This window comes from Streptomyces sp. NPDC059851 (assembly GCF_042732005.1).
Classification (GTDB): Bacteria; Actinomycetota; Actinomycetes; order Streptomycetales; family Streptomycetaceae; genus Streptomyces.
The window spans coordinates 1-18,582 of record NZ_JBHWJJ010000100.1 but is presented as its reverse complement, the minus strand read 5'-3'; the positions used below and the strand labels follow the sequence as shown (position 1 = coordinate 18,582).

Sequence of the window (18,582 nt, the reverse complement as noted above, 5' to 3'; positions counted from 1 at the left end):
CGCCTCCCGCTTGGTGCCCTAATTGTTTTTGGGGGCGCCTTGCAACCAAAAACCAAATTATTTAAAATAATTTTAATTTAAATAGTTGTTGGGTTGTTTGGCCCCGCTGGTTGCCGCGGCCACAACGCTCGACGATTCCCGGCGCAGAAGGGTGCGAGGCGGTGCCGGTTCCGCTCTATCAGGCGAAGGCCGACTTCTTTCGCATGCTGGGGCATCCAGTACGGATACGGGTGCTGGAGCTGTTGCAGGGTGGGCCGTTGCCGGCGCGTGGTCTGCTGTCGGCGATCGAGGTCGAGCCGTCGACGTTGTCGCAGCAGCTGGCGGTCTTGCGCGCGTCCGGGCTCGTCGTCCCGATCCGGGACGGCTCGACGGTCGTGTACGAGCTGGCCGACGGGGACGTGGCGGAGCTGATGCTGGCGGCACGCCGGATCCTGACCGGGAAGCTCGCAGCGCGGACCGACCTCCACGGGCAGACGCGCGGGACGGGGACGCAGACGTCGTGAACCCGTTCCTGGTCCGGGCGGCGAGAACACCGCCGCACCCGAACCACCCGCACCCACACCACCGCACCCGCACCCGCACCCGCACCCGAAAGGCGCCCTGATGACCGTCCCAGCCGACCGCTCGATGCTCGAAGTCTCCGGCACCGAGGCCCTGTGGCTGCTGGAGGGCTCCGGCCAGGGCCGCCTCGTCTACATCCAGCGCGAGCACGCCCTCGTGCGGCCCGCCACCCACGTGATGGAGTACGGCCGCCTGGTGGTCCGCGCACCGGTGCAGGCTACGGCGATCACCGGCAGGACGGTGCTGACGTACCAGGTGGACGAGATCCACGGCGCGGCGCGCACCGGCTGGACGGTGACCGCACACGGGCCCGCCGACGTCATCACCCATCCGGACGAGGCCGCCCACTACCGGCGCACCCTCGCCGGCTGGGCCCACGGACCGCACGACACGCTGCTGCGGCTGCACCCGCAGTCGGTCTCCGGGTTCCGTCTGGCCCGCATCATCGACGGGTCGGGGCGGTGAGCGTCCAGGTGGAGGCGCTGCCCTTCCGGCACGTCCTGACCGTGCCCACGACCGGGGCGGCCGTCCGCCTGGCCCGGCAGACCACGGAGGACGTGCTGGTCGACTGCGGCGTGGACCTCGGCCATCCGAGCGTCGGGCCGGCCCTGCTGATCGTGGCGGAGCTGGTCACCAACGCCGTCCGCCACGCCGCGGTGCTCTCACCGACGGTCACGGTCACGTACGCCCACGGCCCGGGCGCCTTCGCGTTCGCCGTCCACGACCGCCACCCCTACCGGCCCGCCCTCTACGGGGCCATTGCCGCCGCGCCGGGCGGCGGGCTGGCCACCGTGGTCGAGATGACCATGGAGCTGGGCGGAACGGCGGTCCTGCGGCCCGATGCGGACGGGCCCGGCAAGAGCATCTGGATCACCCTGCCCCTGTGAAGGCCGAGGAAGCGACGATGACGGTCGTCCGGTCCCCGCGCCGACGTGCGGCGCACGGGGACCGGCGGGTGTCGATCAGTTGCAGGAATCTGCAATCGTAGAGGTCACAGCATGTTGGCGGGGATGCTCCCGAGGTCCCCACATCGAGAAGTTTGGGTGGATGAGGTGCCGCGCACACACACGAAGAACACGACCGAGGGCGGCGGCGGGACCGCGCAGGCGAGCACCCCGCTCTACCAGCTCAAGGCCGAGTTCTTCAAAACCCTCGGCCACCCGGCCCGCATCCGCGTCCTAGAGCTCCTCAGCGAGCGGGAGCACGCCGTCGGCGAACTGCTGCCCGAAGTCGGCATCGAGGCCGCCTCCCTGTCCCAGCAGCTGGCCGTGCTCCGGAAGGCCAACCTCGTCGCCACCCGCCGCGAGGGCTCCAACGTCTACTACCGGCTCACCAGCCCCGACGTCGCCGAACTCCTCCGCGTCGCCCGCGGCATCCTCTCCGGCGTCCTCGAAGGCCAGGCCGAACTCCTGGCCGACCTGCGCGCCGCCCGGCCCCAGCGGCCGGCGCGCCCCTGAACGGCGGCCGTCTCCCGCGGCGCGGGTCCACCCCGGCGCTCCTGACACCGTAGAGGGCCGCTCACCCGAGGCTCCCGGCGTTCCCGTTCCTCCGGCGGGGGCTCAGTCGTGGGCGATGATCGCGACCGGGGCGGCGGCGTGGTGCAGGACCGCGTGGGCGACCGGCCCCAGGTGCGCGCCGAGGGGTGAGCGGCGCAGGTGGCGCCCCACGACGACCAGCCCCGCTCCCCGGGAAGCTCGGACGAGTCCTTCCCCCGCGGATCCCATGAACACGCTGTGGGTGACGTCCACGTCGGGAAATTCGTGCCGCCAGGGCAGCAACACGTCCTGGACCATGTGCGTGACGCTCCTGCCGATGTCCCGCTCGTCGTCCGGGTCGAGGAAGGGGACGTAGGCGTAGGCGGACGGCATCTTCCAGCCGTGCACGGCCCGCAGTGGGCACCCACGCCGCTCGGCCTCTTCGAAGGCGAAGGCGAGCACCCGGTCGCACGCCTCGTGGATGTCGACCCCCACGACGATCTCCGCCGACGATCCGGTGCGCGGCCCCTCGGGATCGTCGGCGACACGGACGAGGACGACGGGCGTGTCGGTCGCGACCACGGTGGACACGGCCACCGAGCCGACGAGGAAACCGGCCATACCGCCCAGACCCCGCGAGCCCAGGACCAGCAGGGCGGCGTCCGCGGCCTCGGCGGCGAGGGCAGCCGCGGGGCGCGCCGACGGGCACCGGGTCGTGATCTCCAGCTGCGGATGGCGCCGGTGCAGCTCCTGCGCCGCCTCGGTCAGCGACCGGTCCGCCCAGCGGTCCACGTCCTGGCGGCCCACGCCGGGGAACACCGGGTCCAGGGGCCAGTCGACGGCGTGCACGAGCCGCAGCGGGACCTCCCGCAGGACGGCTTCCTGTGCGGCCCAGCGTGCCGCTGCGCGGCTCTCGGGGGAGCCGTCGGCCCCGACGGTCACGTGCTGTGCCATGGCTGCACCTTCCGGGGTGAGGTCCGGCGCTCCATCACCAGTGCATCGTGTGGCGCGAATGACCGGTGCGGGCGGAGTCCGTGTCGTCGGTGCGGGCGGTGACGTGTGATGTGACGGCGACGACGCCGTCGAGTTGTTCGATGAGGCTGCGGAGTGCGGGCAGCTGGCTCCGGCGCTCGACGTGGCCGGCCAGGGTGACGATTCCGTCCACCACGTGCACGTCGACGTCACCGGCCGTCACACCGAGGACGTCCTTGAGGACCTCGTCGTTGACCCGGCGGCGTATCTCGGGGTCCGGGCGCAGGAACGTGCGGAGCAGGTCCCGGCGGGTGACGATGCCGACGAGCCGGTCCTCCACGTCCACGACGGGCAGCCGTTCGATGCCGCGGCGCGTCATGAGCCGGGCGGCGCCAGCGGCTGTCTCTTCGGCGTGGACCGTGACCGCGGGCGTGGACATGACGTCGCCCGCTGCGGGGGCCCGCGCCGACGTGCCGTTCTGCGGATCCAGCCGCGGGGGCGCGGCCGGGTGGGCCAGCAGATCGGTCTGTGAGACGACGCCCACCACCCGGTCCTCGGCGTCCAGGACGGGGACTCCGGAGATGTCGTACTGGGCGAGGAGCTTCACGACGTCCTTGAAAGCCGTGTCCGGGGCCACGGAGACGACCGCGTCGGTCATCAGGTCCGCCACCTTGATGTGCTTCATGAGGCCCTCCTGTCGTGCCGGGTCGTGCGGCGCCGATGTCCCGCGGGTACGCCACACACCTTCCACCGGTACCCCCCGGTGATCGAGGGCCGAACGGCCCCGTCCCGGGACCGGGAGGACCACCCCGCCCGACGGACACCGGGCCGCGCCCGGGCGACGGGGACCTTCGGCCCCGGCGCGGTCCCGGGCGGCCCTCCTCCCGTGGGGACTCGGGTGTCAGTGTGGGGAGTGTCCCCATCGGATCCTCGTTGGGAGTAGCCGTGGAAAGCAGCATCCGTACCCCGGACACCAGCTCCGTCATCGTCGGCGTGGACGGCTCCGGGTCGGCGCGCAGCGCTGCCCTGTGGGCCGCCGGGGAGGCCGTACGCCGCGGCCGCCCCCTGCACGTCGTCCACGGCACCGACACCGACGGCCGTGCCCTGTACCTGTCGTCCGAGACCGTCGAGAGGGTCCGTGCCGCCGGCCGGGACCTCCTGGAGGACACGGCGAAGGCCGTGACCGCCGAATACCCCGGCCTGCTCGTGACCACGGAGCTCAGTCACACGGACGCCGTCACCACCCTGCACCGGGCCGGTGGTCTGCACGGCACGATCGTCGTGGGCAACCGCGGCCTGGGCGGCTTCAACCCCCTCTTGCTGGGCTCCGTCGGCCTCAAGACGGCGGCCGGTGCCAGGACCCCGGTCATCGTGGTCCGCGGCGTCGACGAGGCGGAGGAGCGCGGCGCCGTTCTCGCGGCCGTCCGTGACGAGGACGACCTCGTCTGCGCCCTGTACGCAGCACGGGAGGCCGAACTGCGCAAGGCGTCACTGCGGCTGCTCCACGTGTGGAACATGATCCAGTCCGCCGGCAGCGTCGTCAGCATGCTCGACGACGTCGACGGGATCGCGGGGCAGCACGTCGAAGCCCTGAACGCCGTCACGGACGCCGTCCGCGACGAGTTCCCCGACCTGGCCCTACAGGCCGACGCGCAGAAGAGCGTCTCCGTGGCGGGGACCCTGGTCGAGGCGTCGCGCCACGCCGACCTGCTGGTCATGGGCGGCCGCCGGGCACCGACGACGCTCGGCCTCGGCCGCAACCTGGGGAGGGCCACGCACAGCGTCCTGCACCACGCACACTGCCCCGTGCTCCTCATCCCCCGCGTGGGAACCGACTTCGGTAGCCGGACCTGACCGGCTACCGAAGTCGGGTGAGGCGGGCCCCGGACCCCGCCCCTCCGTCCCCCTGGTTACCGGGCGCGCGAGCAGTTACGGGCGGAGCGCCGCACGCATCCGGTGCGGCGGGCCCGCACGGGCGAGGGCCCGCTCACAACTGCCCCTGGTCCTTCAGGACTCGGCGGGCCTGGGCGAAGAGCATGCCCACGTTCACCGATTTGCGGCACACGACGACGGCCACGACCTCGTCGTCGCTGTCCACCCTGAGGAAGAGGTGCGCGAGGTTGTCGCTGTTGACGAGGATCTCCTGGAAGTAGTGCTGGTCGCTGACGACCCCGCGGCGCTCCTTGAAGATCCCTTCGATCATCAGCACGTTGCGGCCCTGGAAGAGGTCGAGGGTGGCCGCCGCCAGCATGTCGAGAACCTCCGGCGGATGCGAGTCGACGGTCTCCACCGACAGCAGCATCCCCGTGGACATGTCGATGACTCCCGCGGCCACACAGTCCGGCACCTCGGTGCGCAAGGTCTTGACGAGGCTCTCGACCCGCCCCGCCATGGTCTGTGGTCCCCGCGTGTCCGCCCCGCTCATCGTGCTCCTCCTGCGGTTCCGTGGGTCTGCCCTGCTGGTGCGTCCCCCGGAGCGGCTGCGTCCGCGGGGGGTTCGGTGAGCAAGGTGGCGATGCGCTGCGCGGAGGCCTGCGTCTCGGTGTGCAGGCGGGCGATGTCCATGCCGGCGTCACCGAGCACCCCGATCAAAGCCATCTCACCGAGGGTGTGGGTGACGAGGTACCCATCGGTGAACCGGGACACGGTGTGGTGGAGCAGCCCCCTGCTCGTCATGGAGCCGGCCCGGCGGGCGATGTTGAGGGTCGCCGCGGTGAGGGCGGCCAGATTCTCGGGTTCCGCGGTGTCGTCGGTCTCCGCCGTGATCAGTAAGCCGTCGACGGAAGCCACCACGACGTCGGTGACCCCGACGACCCGGTTCCTCAGTGTGCTCACCTCTGCTGCCAGCTGGGCTTTCCTGGTTGTCACTGCTCTCCTGTCGTGTTCGTTCTTCTGTTCGCGCCGCCGACGGCGCGGGGCGGTGTTCGCCGCCGGACCGGTTGGTCCTGGGCAGCGCCCCGGCGGAGGACGCTAGAGACCGGCCGCCGGCCTCAGCGGTAAGACGTCGGTGATGCCGCTCGCCCCCGGCAGACGGCGGGGGAGGTCACCCGCAGCAGTGGCGGGCCTGACGCACGACTCCTTGAACCGGGCGGGTACCACCGCCTCGACCAGCCCGTCCCCCAACAGCCGGGAGACCTCCACCGCGACGGCGTAGAGGCTCCGGCCGAGCAGGAACGCGATGTCCCGGGCGCTGCGCCGGCCGTTGACCCGGAGCAGGATCTCCCGCCGCTCTCCGGCGGTCGTGTCCAACGAAGCGGTGCCGGCTTCGGTCCGGCCCAGCCGGGTACGGAAGGGCGAGAAGGGGCGCCGACGCGAGACGAGGGCCCGGATCCGCCGTTCCACCTCCCCCACCAGCCAGTCGGGTTCGATGGCCCGGAGGGCGGCCAGCCGGCAGTCGTGCGTGTCCCGTTCCAGGCTGAAACCATCGATCCGGCCCATTCCGACAGCCAGGGCGCCGTCCAGCGCGGCCGCGACGCATATCAGCTGCAATTCCGCGGCGCCGACCAGTTCCCGGGCGACGAGCTCGGCTCCGACGGGACGTTCCGGGGGGCAGGACCTCGTCACGGAGGTCCAGTCCGCCTCGCTGACACGACCGGAGCGCAGGAGGAGGGTCTCCGCCCCGGGGGCACCGGGCGAGACCACCTCGACGATGGCGCCGCCCCTGAGCTGGAACGATCCACCGGGATCCCCGGCGACCAGCAGCGTTCCGGAGATCTGGTCCAGGGGCGCCCCGGTCAGGGTTCTGGCGAGTTCCAGTCCCCTCACCCGCGACGGTTTCCTGGGGGTCGGTACGTCGATTTCTGGCATTCCCCTGCAATCGGCCGCGCTTTTCCGTGGTTGCCCCGCAACTGGCATCCACATGCGTCAGTTGGGGAAGTGGCAGTCAGCCTAAAGGGTTATTTTCCGATGAGCGGCTCGCCGCCCGTTTATTCACGGCAAGTGAACTGTCGTGATTTATTTCAATCGTTTTGTTTCGCATTTGCGTGGTTCGATCGGAGGGGCCTCCTCGGCCGGCCGGCCGACCGACCTGGCCCGGACGTTCAGGAGAAGGGCTGTTGGTCCGGTCGGCAGGTGGTCCCGGGGGGTGGCAGTGCGCCGTTGACGAAGTAGCGGCTCTCGTACGTCTTCACGCAGCTGCTGGCGTTGGAACAGGGCGGTGTGGCCGTATCCGTCATGGGTGAGCAGGCGGGCGTCGGCCAGTTCCCTCACCATGGCCTGGGAATCCGGGTACGAGGTGGAGGGGTCGTACCTGGTGCCGACCACGAGGACGGGGTGCGCGGTGGGCCGGTCCCAGGGTCCGGTGTACCGGTTGGCGGCCCGGGCCGGCCAGGTGGCGCACGGTTCTCTGGACCAGGTCCAGAACCGACCGGCGTCGCCCGCCCGTTCTGCGCTGTCCTCCTCCAGGCGGTGGTAGACGCCGGGGTCGCGGGGGTTGGGGCTGTCCCCGCACCACACGGCCATGGCCTGCTCGTCGCCGAGGTACGGGTCGGGCCGAGCGACGGGGGGCGGGGGCGGGTACGCGGGCGGTTTCGGGACCCGGCCCCGCCACAGGTCCTGGAGGCGGCGGGCCAGGTCCGCCCAGCCCGGTTCGACGATGTAGAGGCCGTTCACCGTGTCGGCGACCGTCCTGGCGTACGTCCACGTGTCCACCGGGCGTTCCCTGAGGCGCTGCATCAGCTGGTCGAACTTGGCGCGGGTCGCCTCCGGGCCGCCGGCCGAGAAGGCGCAGCGATCCGTACCGGCGGATCCGCACAGGTCGAGGAACCGGTCCAGGGTGGCCGCGGCGGAGCGGTCGGAGCCCATGCGCAGGAAGGTGGTGGTCCGTGCGTCCGACCGGCCGCCGTTCGTCCATGCGGAGGGCGCGATGTTGCTGTCCAGGACCATGGCGCGGACCTTGTCGGGGAACAGGTTGGCGTAGGTGGCGCCGAGGATCGTGCCGTAGGAGACGCCGAAGTAGTTGAGCTGCGGTTCGCCCACGGCCCGCCGGAGCAGGTCGAGGTCCTGGGCGGTGTCGGCGGTCGACACGTGGCGCAGGAGGTCGGCGTCACGCTTCTCGCAGCGCCGGCCGAGGTGCTCGTAGGCGTCGATCCAGGTCGTGCGCTCCTTTTCCCCCACCGGGAAGCCGGCCGGCTTGTCCCGCGCCCAGGCTGCGGCGGCACCGGTGGTGTCGAAGCAGTTCACCGCCGTGCTGCTGCCGATGCCGCGGGGATCCCAGCTGACGATGTCGAACCGCTTCCGCAGCTCCTGCGGGAAGGAGTCGTAGTTCTGCGGGACCTGCACCGTACCGGGGCCGCCGGGGCCGCCGGGGTTCACGAAGAGGGTGCCGATGCGCTGCGCGCCGTCGGTCGCCTTCCTGCGGACCAAGGCCAGGTCGATGGTGCGGCCGGCGGGGTCGGAGTGGTCGAGGGGGACGCGGGCGGTGGCGCAGTCGTACGGGCTGCCGGGCGTGCAGGGGCGCCAGTCCAGTTGGGGGACGCCTGCCGAGGGCGACGGCGCGTCCCGGGCGGCGACGGGGCCGGGGTGGCTGAGTACGGTCGAGCAGACCGCCGCGGCGACGAGCGCCGCCGCGCGGTGACGGCGGCCGCCTGCCGGTCCGGGGTGGGGCATGGTCCGCCCTCCTCCGTAGCGTCGGGGCCCCTGCCGGCCGCGCCGCCGCGGCCGAGGTACGACGAGCGCCCCTGGAACCACGAAACCGCGGTTCACCGGCCCGCGCGAGCCGGGGCTCGGCGGAGACCGGGCGGAAGCGGGGGAGGTCAGCCGCGTTCCCCGCATTCCGTCACTGCCCACCGCCGACCAGCCCGATGAAGCAGTACATCAAAGGATGTACCAGGCATATCGCACCTAGTGACGATCAAGCGATCTTCGCCGGTCCCTACGGTTTTTCGTATGGCATCACCGAACGGTCGGACCGGAACACCCGACATGCCGACGTGGCGGACAGCAGCGGCTGCGTTCCTCTTCACCGTGGCGCTCCCGCTGGCCGTGTTCTACGTTCTGCGGTCTCAGGGCACCAGCCAATGGCTGGCCCTGACGCTCAGCGGGGCGGTCCCGGCGGTGCGCCTGGCCGTCGAGGCCGCCACCCGCCGCCGTGTGAACGGCTTCGAGGCGTTCATGATCGGCATGCTGGCGGTGCGCCTCGTGACCTCGCTGCTCAGCGGCAGTCCGAGGGTCATCCTCGTCAAGGACGCCGGACTCGGGGCCGCTGCCGGGCTCTGGATCCTGGGTTCGCTGCTCGCAGCGAAACCCTTCGCCTTCCAGGCCGGGCAGTCCTGGCACGGGCCCACCGCTGCCGCCGCCAGGGATGCGGCCTGGCGCGTCTCGCCGACGCTGCGCAGCGGGCTGACCCGCCTGACGGTCCTGTGGGGCTCCGCCCAACTGGTGGACTGCGCAGCCGGAATGCTGGTCGCCCTGCTGCTGCCCGTGGAATCCGTTCCGGCACTCAACCGGGCCAAGGGACTGGCGCTGCTGTGCGCCGTCGTCCTCGCCACCGTCTCCTACAGCCGCCGCTACAGGCGGCGGCACGCACTGTCCCTCTTCGGTTCGACACCCCTGATCACCGGGAAGGAAGGCAACTCACCATGACCGTCCACCGCAGCAGGCCCGAAGAGCCCGTCACGCCCGCTTCCTCCGCCCCCGCTTCCTCCGCCCCCGAGGCGCTGCGCGAGACGCTCGCGGAGCTACGGCGCCTGGCCGCGCTCCCGCTCGAACACGGCCGGACACTGCCACCCCTCGCCTACACCTCCCCCGAGTTGTACGGACGGGAGGTCGAACGGATCTTCCGGCGCGAGTGGCTGTGCGTGGCACGCGCCGAGGAGATTCCACAGCCGGGAAGTTATCTGCGGCTGGACGTCCTCGGCACACCACTGGTGGTCACCAGGGACGAGGAGGGCGAGCTGCACGCCCTCTCCCGGGTGTGCCGCCACCGGTTCATGGACCTCCTGCCGCCGGAGACCACCCCCGAGCGAGGCACCCTGACCCGGCTGACCTGCCCCTACCACACCTGGACCTACCGGCTGAACGGCCGGTACGCGGGACAGCTCGCCGGTGCTCCATTGATGCAGCGGGTCGACTTCGACCGGGCCGTCTGTCGGCTCCCGGCCCACCGCGTCGAGGTCTGGAACGGCTTCGTCATGCTCAACCTCGACCCCGGCGCGGCACCGGCAGCGCCCGCACTGCACGGGCTGGACCAGCGGCTGAGCAGCCACGGCATCGCGGACTGGGTGAGCGTCCACACGCAGACCTGGGAGGACGTTCCCGCCAACTGGAAGGTGGCGGTGGAGAACGGTTCGGAGAACTACCACCACATGGGCACGCATGCGGCGACCTTGGATCCGGTGCTGCCCGGCCGGGACACGGAGGTCGACGAATGCGACGGCCGCTGGTTCACCATGTTCACGCCGCTGTCCGACCCCGAGCAGGGCGGCACCGGCCTGGGGAAGCACTCCCGATCCGGGCGGGGAGCGCAGGCGGGAATGCTCATCGCCGGGATCTTCCCGCAGTTCGTCCTGGCGGTCCTGCCCGACAGTGCGGTCAGCATCCGCTGGCTTCCCACCGGCCCCACCACCCACGACACGCAGATCACGGCCATGGTCCCGCCCGGAGCGCCCGACGCACCCCATTTCGCGGAACGACTCAGCGCCATCCGCGCTCAGGTCGCGCAGATCCAGGAAGAGGACCTCGTGGCCATCCGCGGCGTCCAGCGGGGCCTGGCCTCCCATCCGGATCCGTCCAACGGCCGGTTCTCCCACCTGGAACGTCCCTTGTGGCAGTTCCAGCGCTACCTCGCAGAGCGACTGCTGTGACTGCCGGCAGGCGTCGACGCCCCTGCTGTCCGCTGCGGCGGCCCCTCCGCTCCTCGACCACCGGCACCCGACAGCCCGCTCGCCCGGCAACACACTGTGCTGCAGGGCGAGCGGCCCACGTTCGGGAGTGTGTGCGGCGTGGCAGCGGTCGCCGCGGTCCGGCAGCGGGCGACGATGGACCGGGAGGTGCCTTCCATGGGCGATTACGTCGAAGTGAACGGGACCACGATCTGGACGGAGAGCCGTGGCCAAGGGCCCGACGTGCTGCTGATCGCGGGGCTGAGCGATCCCGCCGAGGCGTGGCAGGCGCAGCTCGATGGCCTGTCGGACCGGTACCGGGTCATCGCCTTCGACAACCGGGGGTCCGGGCGGACGCCGTTGCCCGACGGGGCCATGTCCGTGGCCATGATGGCCGACGACGCCGCTGGACTGCTCCGGGTGCTCGGGGTCGAGGTGGCACACGTCGCGGGCTTCTCCGGTGGCAGCGCGATCGCGCAGGAGCTGGCGCTCCGTCACCCGGCGGTCGTGCGCAGCCTGGTCCTGATGAGCACCTGGGCACGGACCGACGCCTACTTCACCACCATGACCCGGTTCTGGCGCTGGCTGGCGACGGAAGCGCCCGACGAGCGGGCCATGCTGGAGGCGTTCTTCCTGTGGATCTACACCCCGCGCGCCCACGCCGACGGCACCGTGCAGCGGATCATCGACGAAACGCTCGCCTTCCCGTACGCGCAGTCCGCGGAAGCGTTCCAACGCCAACTGGATCCGTTCATGCAGCACGACACGCTCGACCGCCTGCCGGCCATCACCGCACCGACGCTCGTCCTGGCCGGTGAACGCGACATCGCGACACCGCCGCGGCTCGGGCGGGTCGTGGCAGACGCCATTCCGGAGGCCCGCTTCGAGGTCATGGTGGGGGAGGCCCACCAGCCGTTCCAGGAAAGCCCGGACGTGTTCAACGCGCGGGTCCACTCCTTCTGGCGCGATGTCGACGGCGGTGCCCCGACGTCTTGATCCTCATGCCCGCTGGCAGTTCGGGCTCATCGGGTGCCGGTGGCGGCGTGGGGCGCCCCGGGGATCCGTGGTTGAGGATCCCCGGGCGCCGGCGTCCTACGGCTGCTTCTTCGTGTCCGCAAGGGTGTCGGGGAAGGTGTTGGTCTGGGTGACGGCGACGGCGGCGGAGTTGGAGTTCGTGCCGTCGTCCTCGGTGCTGCAGATCTGCTGGGCGACGTTGGTCTGTGCCACGTTGCCGAGGACGTCGGTGGCCGCGTTGGTCTGCGTGGCTGTCTGCGTGCACGGGGTGGTTTCGGTCTCTGTCTTGGGGTCATCGGCGAAGGCGATGGCTGCCCCGGACATGGTGAGGCTTCCGACCATGGCAGCCACAAGAGCGGCCTTCTGAAGCTTGCGCATTACATCCTCATTTCCGCTTGAGTCTCCGTTCGGCGACGACCGAAACGTTGCAGTTGTGGACTGTATGTGATGATCTGACCTCTATGTGCCATAACACGCCGGCCAGGGCGTGGCAACTGCTGGCGGCCCCCCGGGGGGTGGGGGCAGCCGGCGTGGAGTCGGAGTGCAGGTTCCCGACCGCGGCGGCGGACGCTACCGGTCGGGCTGCCGCAGCCGGGCAGGGCGCCGGGGAGGCAGGGCGTGGACTTCGCGGACCCGGCAGTGAGACGGAGGAGATGAGGGCCGTGGCGCATCGGTCGTAGGGCCTCGCGCCCACGGTTCCCCCTGGCCCGGCCTGCCCGGGGCGTTGCGCCTGACGTGACGTCCGCCGACCGTGTCGGCCCACGGACGGCGGGCGGTGGGGTGCGCGGGAACACGCCCGGGCACCCGGCCCGCTCCGCACCGTCGTCCTGTGCACCTGCGTTGCTTGTGCTGTGACCGCGAACGTTCACCCGGTTGCATGGCTTTGGACCGTGTATGAGTAGTGTCTGTTAGATGGACACCACGATGCATCTGCCGACCGAAGAAGATCTGGAGCTGGTCGAGTTCGCCCAGCGCGTTGTTGAGACCAACGGTGACGGTGAGGTGCACACCGTCGGAGCAGCCGTGCGAGACGCACAGGGCCGGATGTTCGGCGGCATCAACCTCTATCACTTCACGGGCGGACCTTGCGCGGAGTTAGTGGCGCTCGGGCATGCGCGTGCTGCGGGAGCGCGTGACCTCACGGCGATCGTTGCCGTCGGTGACAGGGGGCGCGGCGTGCTCGCGCCGTGTGGTCGGGACCGGCAGGTCCTGCTGGACTACCACCCGGGTATCCGCGTCCTCGTGCCGGCAGTTGGCGGCATTCGCAGTGTCGCGATCACCGACCTCCTGCCTCATGCGTACGTCTGGGGGGATCAGTCCGCAGCGTCCGACGGAGCGCCGGGCTCGGCCGCCATGCAGGCCCTGCACTTCCATCGCGCCTATCTCGATGCTGTACGTACCGGGCGGAAGACGACCACGGTGCGGTTCCGCGACCCAGTGGAGACGGGCCCGGTGAACATGGTGTTCGAGTTGGATGACGAGGTAGTGCTGTCCGGTGTGGTCACTCAGATCACTTCCAAGAGCGTTGCCGAGTTGACCCGGGAGGACGCTGTGGCCGACGGGTTTCGCGATCTTGCCGAGCTGCAAGACAAGCTGCGCTTCCACTACCCCGACATCAAGTCAACCGATGCCGTCACCGTCGTTCACTTCCGTCTGGCGCGTTGACGGTATCCGCCATCGAGCGAACGAGGCGATCGGTAATACCGTGGGTACGGCGGAACGTCGCCGGCAGCCGTTCGGGACGGCCGCGTGCGGCCCAGCAGGCGCCCGCCGTCGGGCGGGTGCCGAGCGGGCCGAACTCGTCGAAGGCGAAAGTGCGGTCGGGCCGCTCGTCGATCGCGTACTCGATCCGCTCCAGCGAGCACCGCAGGGCCTCCCGGCCGATCCGGATCGGCCGGGAGACGTTCCGCTGCAGTTGCGTCCGACCAGCACGAGGAGCAACCCGGCACACCTTCCCGGTCACAGCACTACCGGAGGTCCTCAGGGTGCGGCCCCGTGGCGAACGGGTTCGGCTCGTCCTCCGCGAGCACCCCGACGAAGGGTTCGCCCTCCCCGGCGAAGGTGTACGCGCCGCCCTCGATCCGCCCGATCAGGCCGTGCGTCCATTCCGCTTCGCTGTCGGCCGAGTGCACCCACATGTTCATGATCTCGCCGATGTGCCCGAGCTGTTCGGGACCCTTCTCCGGCGTGTAGTACTCGGTGACCGTGGACCGCCACTGCTCAAGCCCCTTGATCCTCTCCTTGAGGAGCGCGACGGCTTCATCCCGCGGCAGGTCGACGATGAACCCGATGCCGGCCGAGAGCACGTCCAACTTCTGGTCGTACGAGGTCAGGGCTTGGCGCAGCAGTGTGAGGTACTCCTCGGTGCCCTTGTCGGTGATCTCGTACTCCACACGGGGCGGACCACCGACGGTGCTCGGCGCGATCTCGTGTGCGATGAGGAGACCTTGCTTCGCCATCTGCTTGAGCGCGTGGTAGATCGAGCCCGGCTTGGCGGAGGACCACTCGTGGGCGCCCCAGTACTCCAGGTCGTTGCGCACCTGGTAGCCGTGTGCTCGGCCGTGCTGGCGGACCGCGCCGAGGACCAGCAGTCGGATCGCGGACATGGCGCCTCCTCGTAGACAATTTTGATGAGGCTATCACTGTGCAAATTTGACCAGTTGCGTAACCTGCGCCTTCGCCCCGGGCCGGACGGCGCCGGCAAGCCGGGCCGTAGGCATCTTCCACCCTGCTGCGCCCCGACGAGGGGCGCGTCGAGGTGGCGGGCGTCGACGCGAGGACCCGGCGCCCGAAGGGTGCGCTCGCGGATCGGGTTGCTCGGCCACCACGGCGCCGCTCCGTATGGGATGGCGTCCGATTTCCTCTTGCGCAGGTGTTCGATCGGCGATGTGGTGGGTCGCGTGAACCGGTGGGGGCGGTGCATTCCGCGCGTAACCCGGCCGGCTGTTCGAGCACCGTGGGCAGGGCTGAACCGGAGGAGTCGTCGGGCGCACGGGTCGTTCATTCCGTGTCGCGGGCGCGGCCGCGCCACCTGCGCCCAGCCCGTTCGTCCCGGCCTGAGCCGAGCCCGATGCGCCGCTAACGAGCCTGGTTGCGGCAGGATTTCGCCGACGTGAACGGAAAGCCCGCCACGGATGGTCCCCGGGCAAACTGGATGCTCGCAGTCCAAAAGGTCGCCCCGAGCGCGCCGCGAAACCGAAGATCGGAATGCAGGGGAGTGGATCCGGGGTCAGGGGGTCGTTGGATTCCCGAACGGGCAAGGGGTGGCCCCGTTCGTCGTTTTGAGCCAATCGCGAGTGATTCCTGACAGCTTGTTGATTGCTTAACTTCTAGAGTTCGGCCAGTTCAGGGGCCCGATCGAGGACCCCGCTGACGTATCGGATCATGTTCTGCCCTGGTTGGTGCTGCGACGGAATCGCAGTCTTTACCGCTGGGCGGGCCGGAGCATAGCTTTACGGCGGAAGTCGGCGCCCGTAACGTTCGGGGCGGTTCTTTGGGTAGTCGTTCGACTCGATTCGCTACTGGAATCGAAATTGAGGGTGGACGGATAGTGATGGGCGAAACGGTGTTCGATGTCGCCGGGCATGACGTACCGAGCTCCGCGAGAAGAGGACCAAATCGAATTCCACTGCCGATCCACCCCTGAAATCCAGGTGGTCGCGCCCCGAAAGCCACCGACCTGACGGCCCGGAGAAATTCCCAAGCCGTTGCCGTCGGCGCGCCCTACGTTTGCGCCGGTAGACATCATTCGGGGCCGAAACAACACTTGTGCGCTCCCCGAAACGACTGACGCATGTCGGACACGGGCTGTACGTTCAAACGACCGAAGGCACATTCCAACCAGCGGTTCTCACCGTTGAGAGGGACACGCATGACGAGCCACGCAACCGAAGTCGACCTCGAAAGTCTTCTCCACCGGGCACTGCACACCACGGGTACGGACACGTGTTGGACGACCGACGCCGACGAAACGTGGTGCCGCCTCACGCCCCGGTCCGAAGTGCTGCGCAAGCAGGGCTGGAAACTGCACGTGTCCGCAACGGTGGCCTCCGCGCCGGAGGTCCTCGCGAAGGCCCTGGACGTGCTGCTACGAGAGGGGTCGGCATTCAAGTTCGCCCGGTCGCTCGAACAGGTGAGTGCGCTCAACTCCCGTGCCACCCCCCGCGGTGGTTCGGGCAAGTTCATCACCGTGTACCCGCGCTCCGACACCGACGCGGCCCGGATCGCGCAGGAGCTGCACAGGGCCACGGCGGGGCTGGCCGGCCCCCGGATCCTGTCCGACCAGCCGTACACCGCGCACAGTCTGGTCCACTACCGCTACGGCGCCTTCGTCGGCCGGCGACGGCTGTCGGACGAGGGGCTGCTGGTGTGGTTCATCGAGGACCCCGACGGCAATCCCGTGGAGGACAAGCGCACCGGTCAGTACTCCCCGCCCCCGTGGGCCGTCAGCCCCTTCCCCCCTTCGGTTCCCCTTCCACCGCGCACCGAGAAGGCGGCGGCCAGCCCGGTGCTGCTCGGCGGTCGCTTCTCGGTACGGGAGGCGATCCGGCACACGAACAAGGGCGGCGTGTACCGGGGTACGGACGTCACCACGGGCGCACCCGTGGTGATCAAGGAGGCCCGGCCCCACGTGGAGGCCGATGCGTCCGGCTACGACGTCCGCGACTGGCTCCGCGCCGAGGCACGGACTCTGGAGAAGCTCAGGGGCACGGGACTCGTACCGGAGCCGCTCGCGATGTTCGAGCACGGCGGGCACCTGTTCCTGGCCCAAGAAGAGGTGCCGGGCGTGCCCTTGCGGACCTGGGTCGCCGAGCACTTCCGCGACGTCGGGAGCGAGCGGTACCGCGCCGACGCGCTGGACCAGGTCGGACGTCTGGTGGACCTGGTCGCGGCGGCCCACGCCCGCGGCTGCGTCCTGCGGGACTTCACACCCGGCAACGTCATGGTCCGCCCGGACGGCGAAGTGCGCCTCATCGACCTGGAACTCGCCGTCCTGGAGGACGACGTCGCGCTGCCGACCCGGGTGGGAACCCCCGGCTTCAGCGCACCCGAGCGCCTGGAGGACGCACCCGTCTCCCCGACGGCCGACTACTACAGCCTCGGGGCCACCGCGTGCTTCGTCCTGGCCGGGAAGGTACCGAACCTGCTGCCCGAGGAGCCCGCCACCAGGGCCGCGGAGCAGCGGCTCGCCGAGTGGCTGACCGCTTGTACAGCTTCCGTCCCCCTACCGGACGGCCTGCCGGAGATGATCCTCGGGCTGATGAAGGACGACCCCGCCGAGCGCTGGGAGCCCGCCACGGCGCGCGAGGCCCTCCGCAAGACGGACGCGGCGCGGCCGGCCCACCCCGTCGCCGCGTCGGCGCGGAGCGACGAACCACACGACGCGGCGCAAGCCGTGGTGGCCGGGATGGTGGACCACCTCGTCGAGGCGATGACCCCGGGGGACGAGCGGCGGCTGTGGCCCGTGTCCACCATGGCGGGGGAGACCGACCCCTGCACCGTGCAGCAGGGCGCGGCCGGCGTCCTGGCGGTCCTGACCCGGTACTTCGAGCTGACCGGCGACCCCCGCCTGCCGGAGCTGATAGCCACCGCGGGCCAGTGGATAGCGGCCCGTACCGACACCCGCTCCGCACGCCCCGGCCTGCACTTCGGCGGCCGCGGAACCGCTTGGGCGCTGTACGACGCCGGACGTGCCGTCGACGACCGCGCGCTCATGGACCACGCGCTGGCCCTGGCCCTGGCCCCGCAGGAGTCGACACCCAGCCACGACGTCACCCACGGCTCGGCGGGCAGCGGGCTCGCCGCCGCCCACCTGTGGCACCGCACCGGTCACGCCCGCTTCGCCGAGCTGGTCGTCGACGCGGCCGACCGGTTGGCCGCCGCCGCACGGCGCGAGCCGTCCGCAGTGAGCTGGCCGGTTCCGGCGGAAGCCGTATCCGCAGAGGCCGGCAAACGCTACCTGGGCTTCGCGCACGGAACAGCCGGCATCGGCTGCTTCCTCCTCGCCGCCGCCGCCGTCTCGAACCGCCAGGACCACATGGAGCTGGCCGTGGCGGCGGGCGAACACCTCGCGGCCAACGCCGTCATGGTCGGGGAGGCCGCCCAGTGGCCCGCCCAGGCCACGGACCTGCCCACGGCCCCCTACTGGTGCCACGGCTCGGCAGGCATCGGTTCCTTCCTGGTCCGGCTGTGGCGGGCGACCGGGGAGGACCGGTTCGGCGCTCTCGCCCGCGGGGCGGCGCGCGCCGTCGTGGAGCGCGCCTCCCGCGCCGCCCTCACCCAGTGCCACGGCCTGGCGGGCAACGGCGACTTCCTCCTCGACATGGCAGAGGCCACGGGAGAACCCGCCTACCGCGCGATGGCCGAAGACCTGGCCCGCCTCATCGTGGCCGAACGGGCCCACCGCCACAGCCACGTCGTCTTCCCCAACGAGTACGGGGAGGTCTCGACGAGCTGGAGCGACGGATCCGCGGGAATCCTGGCATTCCTCCTGCGGATCCGCCACACCGATCCCCGGCACTGGATGGTCCAGCAGCCGGTTTGAGCGGCAGGAACCTGCCGCTTCCGCACAGAGAAGGAGAACGTCATGGAGAACCGCGACCTTGAGCTGCTGGCCCACCTGCACGCCCTTCCGGAGACCGACCCGGTCGGCGTCGACGGAGCGGCGTTCGCCGCGACGTGTGAGTGCGTCGGCCTGCTGACGCTCCTCAACACCGTCTGTGTCGGCGTCAGCTGCGCCT

General features: G+C 70.6%; 19 protein-coding genes and 1 pseudogene. 11 read left to right on the top strand and 9 right to left on the bottom strand.

Features of this window, described 5'->3' with window-relative positions; genetic code table 11:
* Window positions 1-161 precede the first annotated feature (161 nt).
* The 4 genes from ACFV7Q_RS27675 (at window position 162) to ACFV7Q_RS27660 (ending at window position 2,018) form a co-directional block, all read left to right on the top strand.
* Window positions 162-503, top strand: coding sequence for an ArsR/SmtB family transcription factor (locus tag ACFV7Q_RS27675; RefSeq protein WP_385432310.1), 342 nt, complete (start codon window positions 162-164; stop codon window positions 501-503).
* Window positions 504-603: 100 nt separating this feature from the next.
* On the top strand, window positions 604-1,026 hold the full coding sequence (locus ACFV7Q_RS27670; RefSeq protein WP_385432308.1) for a pyridoxamine 5'-phosphate oxidase family protein: 423 nt from the start codon (window positions 604-606) through the stop codon (window positions 1,024-1,026).
* Window positions 1,023-1,448 carry an ATP-binding protein gene (locus tag ACFV7Q_RS27665; RefSeq protein ID WP_385432306.1) on the top strand — a complete coding sequence of 142 codons (426 nt, stop codon included), beginning with the start codon at window positions 1,023-1,025 and terminating at the stop codon, window positions 1,446-1,448. The genes ACFV7Q_RS27670 and ACFV7Q_RS27665 overlap by 4 nt, the downstream gene beginning before the upstream one ends.
* 156 nt (window positions 1,449-1,604) lie before the next feature.
* A complete protein-coding gene (locus tag ACFV7Q_RS27660; protein ID WP_385432305.1) occupies window positions 1,605-2,018 on the top strand; it encodes an ArsR/SmtB family transcription factor in 414 nt (137 codons plus the stop codon).
* Window positions 2,019-2,120: 102 nt separating this feature from the next.
* On the opposite strand, the gene ACFV7Q_RS27655 is transcribed toward ACFV7Q_RS27660, so the two are convergent.
* On the bottom strand, window positions 2,121-2,990 hold the full coding sequence (locus tag ACFV7Q_RS27655) for a universal stress protein (RefSeq protein WP_385432303.1): 870 nt from the start codon (window positions 2,988-2,990) through the stop codon (window positions 2,121-2,123).
* A gap of 34 nt (window positions 2,991-3,024) precedes the next feature.
* Window positions 3,025-3,693: a CBS domain-containing protein gene (locus tag ACFV7Q_RS27650; RefSeq protein WP_385432302.1), complete on the bottom strand. Its 669-nt coding sequence runs from the start codon at window positions 3,691-3,693 to the stop codon at window positions 3,025-3,027.
* A 260-nt stretch (window positions 3,694-3,953) separates the two neighbouring features.
* Here ACFV7Q_RS27650 and ACFV7Q_RS27645 point away from each other — a divergent pair, with 260 nt between their 5' ends.
* A complete protein-coding gene (locus tag ACFV7Q_RS27645; protein WP_385432300.1) occupies window positions 3,954-4,862 on the top strand; it encodes a universal stress protein in 909 nt (302 codons plus the stop codon).
* 133 nt (window positions 4,863-4,995) lie between these two features.
* On the opposite strand, the gene ACFV7Q_RS27640 is transcribed toward ACFV7Q_RS27645, so the two are convergent.
* From ACFV7Q_RS27640 to ACFV7Q_RS27625, 4 genes are all read right to left on the bottom strand, one after another.
* Window positions 4,996-5,400, bottom strand: coding sequence for a hypothetical protein (locus ACFV7Q_RS27640; RefSeq protein WP_385432338.1), 405 nt, complete (start codon window positions 5,398-5,400; stop codon window positions 4,996-4,998).
* A 29-nt stretch (window positions 5,401-5,429) separates the two neighbouring features.
* Window positions 5,430-5,876, bottom strand: coding sequence for a roadblock/LC7 domain-containing protein (locus ACFV7Q_RS27635; RefSeq protein WP_385432298.1), 447 nt, complete (start codon window positions 5,874-5,876; stop codon window positions 5,430-5,432).
* A 102-nt stretch (window positions 5,877-5,978) separates the two neighbouring features.
* Complete coding sequence (locus ACFV7Q_RS27630; protein WP_385432296.1) at window positions 5,979-6,773, bottom strand: hypothetical protein; 795 nt, start codon at window positions 6,771-6,773, stop codon at window positions 5,979-5,981.
* A gap of 189 nt (window positions 6,774-6,962) precedes the next feature.
* On the bottom strand, window positions 6,963-8,615 hold the full coding sequence (locus tag ACFV7Q_RS27625) for an alpha/beta fold hydrolase (RefSeq protein WP_385432294.1): 1,653 nt from the start codon (window positions 8,613-8,615) through the stop codon (window positions 6,963-6,965).
* A 279-nt stretch (window positions 8,616-8,894) separates the two neighbouring features.
* On the opposite strand from ACFV7Q_RS27625, the gene ACFV7Q_RS27620 reads away from it, so the two are divergent.
* The 3 genes from ACFV7Q_RS27620 (at window position 8,895) to ACFV7Q_RS27610 (ending at window position 11,824) form a co-directional block, all read left to right on the top strand.
* Window positions 8,895-9,590 carry a VC0807 family protein gene (locus tag ACFV7Q_RS27620; protein ID WP_385432292.1) on the top strand — a complete coding sequence of 232 codons (696 nt, stop codon included), beginning with the start codon at window positions 8,895-8,897 and terminating at the stop codon, window positions 9,588-9,590.
* Entirely contained in the window at window positions 9,587-10,810 is a 1,224-nt protein-coding gene (locus ACFV7Q_RS27615) for an aromatic ring-hydroxylating dioxygenase subunit alpha (protein ID WP_385432291.1), read from the top strand. Before ACFV7Q_RS27620 ends, ACFV7Q_RS27615 begins: the two co-directional genes overlap by 4 nt.
* Window positions 10,811-10,948: 138 nt before the next feature.
* Entirely contained in the window at window positions 10,949-11,824 is an 876-nt protein-coding gene (locus ACFV7Q_RS27610; RefSeq protein WP_385432289.1) for an alpha/beta fold hydrolase, read from the top strand.
* A 96-nt stretch (window positions 11,825-11,920) separates the two neighbouring features.
* Here the strand turns inward: ACFV7Q_RS27610 and ACFV7Q_RS27605 are convergent, their stop codons facing one another.
* Complete coding sequence (locus ACFV7Q_RS27605; protein WP_385432288.1) at window positions 11,921-12,220, bottom strand: hypothetical protein; 300 nt, start codon at window positions 12,218-12,220, stop codon at window positions 11,921-11,923.
* A gap of 534 nt (window positions 12,221-12,754) precedes the next feature.
* Between ACFV7Q_RS27605 and ACFV7Q_RS27600 the strand changes: the two genes are divergently transcribed.
* Window positions 12,755-13,507, top strand: a complete 753-nt coding sequence (locus ACFV7Q_RS27600; protein WP_385432286.1) for an ASCH domain-containing protein — start codon at window positions 12,755-12,757, stop codon at window positions 13,505-13,507.
* A gap of 31 nt (window positions 13,508-13,538) precedes the next feature.
* Here the strand turns inward: ACFV7Q_RS27600 and ACFV7Q_RS27595 are convergent.
* Together ACFV7Q_RS27595 and ACFV7Q_RS27590 are read right to left on the bottom strand one after the other, a co-directional pair.
* Window positions 13,539-13,700 (bottom strand): annotated as a pseudogene (locus tag ACFV7Q_RS27595) (IS630 family transposase); the annotation flags it as partial.
* Window positions 13,701-13,809: 109 nt separating this feature from the next.
* Window positions 13,810-14,448, bottom strand: a complete 639-nt coding sequence (locus tag ACFV7Q_RS27590; protein ID WP_385432284.1) for a PadR family transcriptional regulator — start codon at window positions 14,446-14,448, stop codon at window positions 13,810-13,812.
* Between the two features lie 1,265 nt (window positions 14,449-15,713).
* On the opposite strand from ACFV7Q_RS27590, the gene lanL reads away from it, so the two are divergent.
* Together lanL and ACFV7Q_RS27580 are read left to right on the top strand one after the other, a co-directional pair.
* Window positions 15,714-18,386, top strand: a complete 2,673-nt coding sequence (gene lanL, locus ACFV7Q_RS27585) for a class IV lanthionine synthetase LanL (RefSeq protein WP_385432282.1) — start codon at window positions 15,714-15,716, stop codon at window positions 18,384-18,386.
* Between the two features lie 42 nt (window positions 18,387-18,428).
* A partial coding sequence (locus tag ACFV7Q_RS27580; protein WP_385432336.1) for a VenA family class IV lanthipeptide occupies window positions 18,429-18,582 on the top strand: 154 nt, incomplete at its 3' end.

Excerpts from the sequence above, each read along its gene's own strand:
- ACFV7Q_RS27620 (WP_385432292.1), top strand. The coding sequence starts at position 8,895 with ATGGCATCACCGAACGGTCGGACCGGAACACCCGACATGCCGACGTGG.
- ACFV7Q_RS27615 (WP_385432291.1), top strand. The coding sequence starts at position 9,587 with ATGACCGTCCACCGCAGCAGGCCCGAAGAGCCCGTCACGCCCGCTTCC.
- ACFV7Q_RS27670 (WP_385432308.1), top strand. The coding sequence starts at position 604 with ATGACCGTCCCAGCCGACCGCTCGATGCTCGAAGTCTCCGGCACCGAG.
- ACFV7Q_RS27605 (WP_385432288.1), bottom strand. The coding sequence starts at position 12,220 with ATGCGCAAGCTTCAGAAGGCCGCTCTTGTGGCTGCCATGGTCGGAAGC.
- ACFV7Q_RS27650 (WP_385432302.1), bottom strand. The coding sequence starts at position 3,693 with ATGAAGCACATCAAGGTGGCGGACCTGATGACCGACGCGGTCGTCTCC.
- ACFV7Q_RS27600 (WP_385432286.1), top strand. The coding sequence starts at position 12,755 with ATGGACACCACGATGCATCTGCCGACCGAAGAAGATCTGGAGCTGGTC.
- lanL (WP_385432282.1), top strand. The coding sequence starts at position 15,714 with ATGACGAGCCACGCAACCGAAGTCGACCTCGAAAGTCTTCTCCACCGG.
- ACFV7Q_RS27655 (WP_385432303.1), bottom strand. The coding sequence starts at position 2,990 with ATGGCACAGCACGTGACCGTCGGGGCCGACGGCTCCCCCGAGAGCCGC.
- ACFV7Q_RS27640 (WP_385432338.1), bottom strand. The coding sequence starts at position 5,400 with ATGGCGGGGCGGGTCGAGAGCCTCGTCAAGACCTTGCGCACCGAGGTG.
- ACFV7Q_RS27625 (WP_385432294.1), bottom strand. The coding sequence starts at position 8,615 with ATGCCCCACCCCGGACCGGCAGGCGGCCGCCGTCACCGCGCGGCGGCG.
- ACFV7Q_RS27590 (WP_385432284.1), bottom strand. The coding sequence starts at position 14,448 with ATGTCCGCGATCCGACTGCTGGTCCTCGGCGCGGTCCGCCAGCACGGC.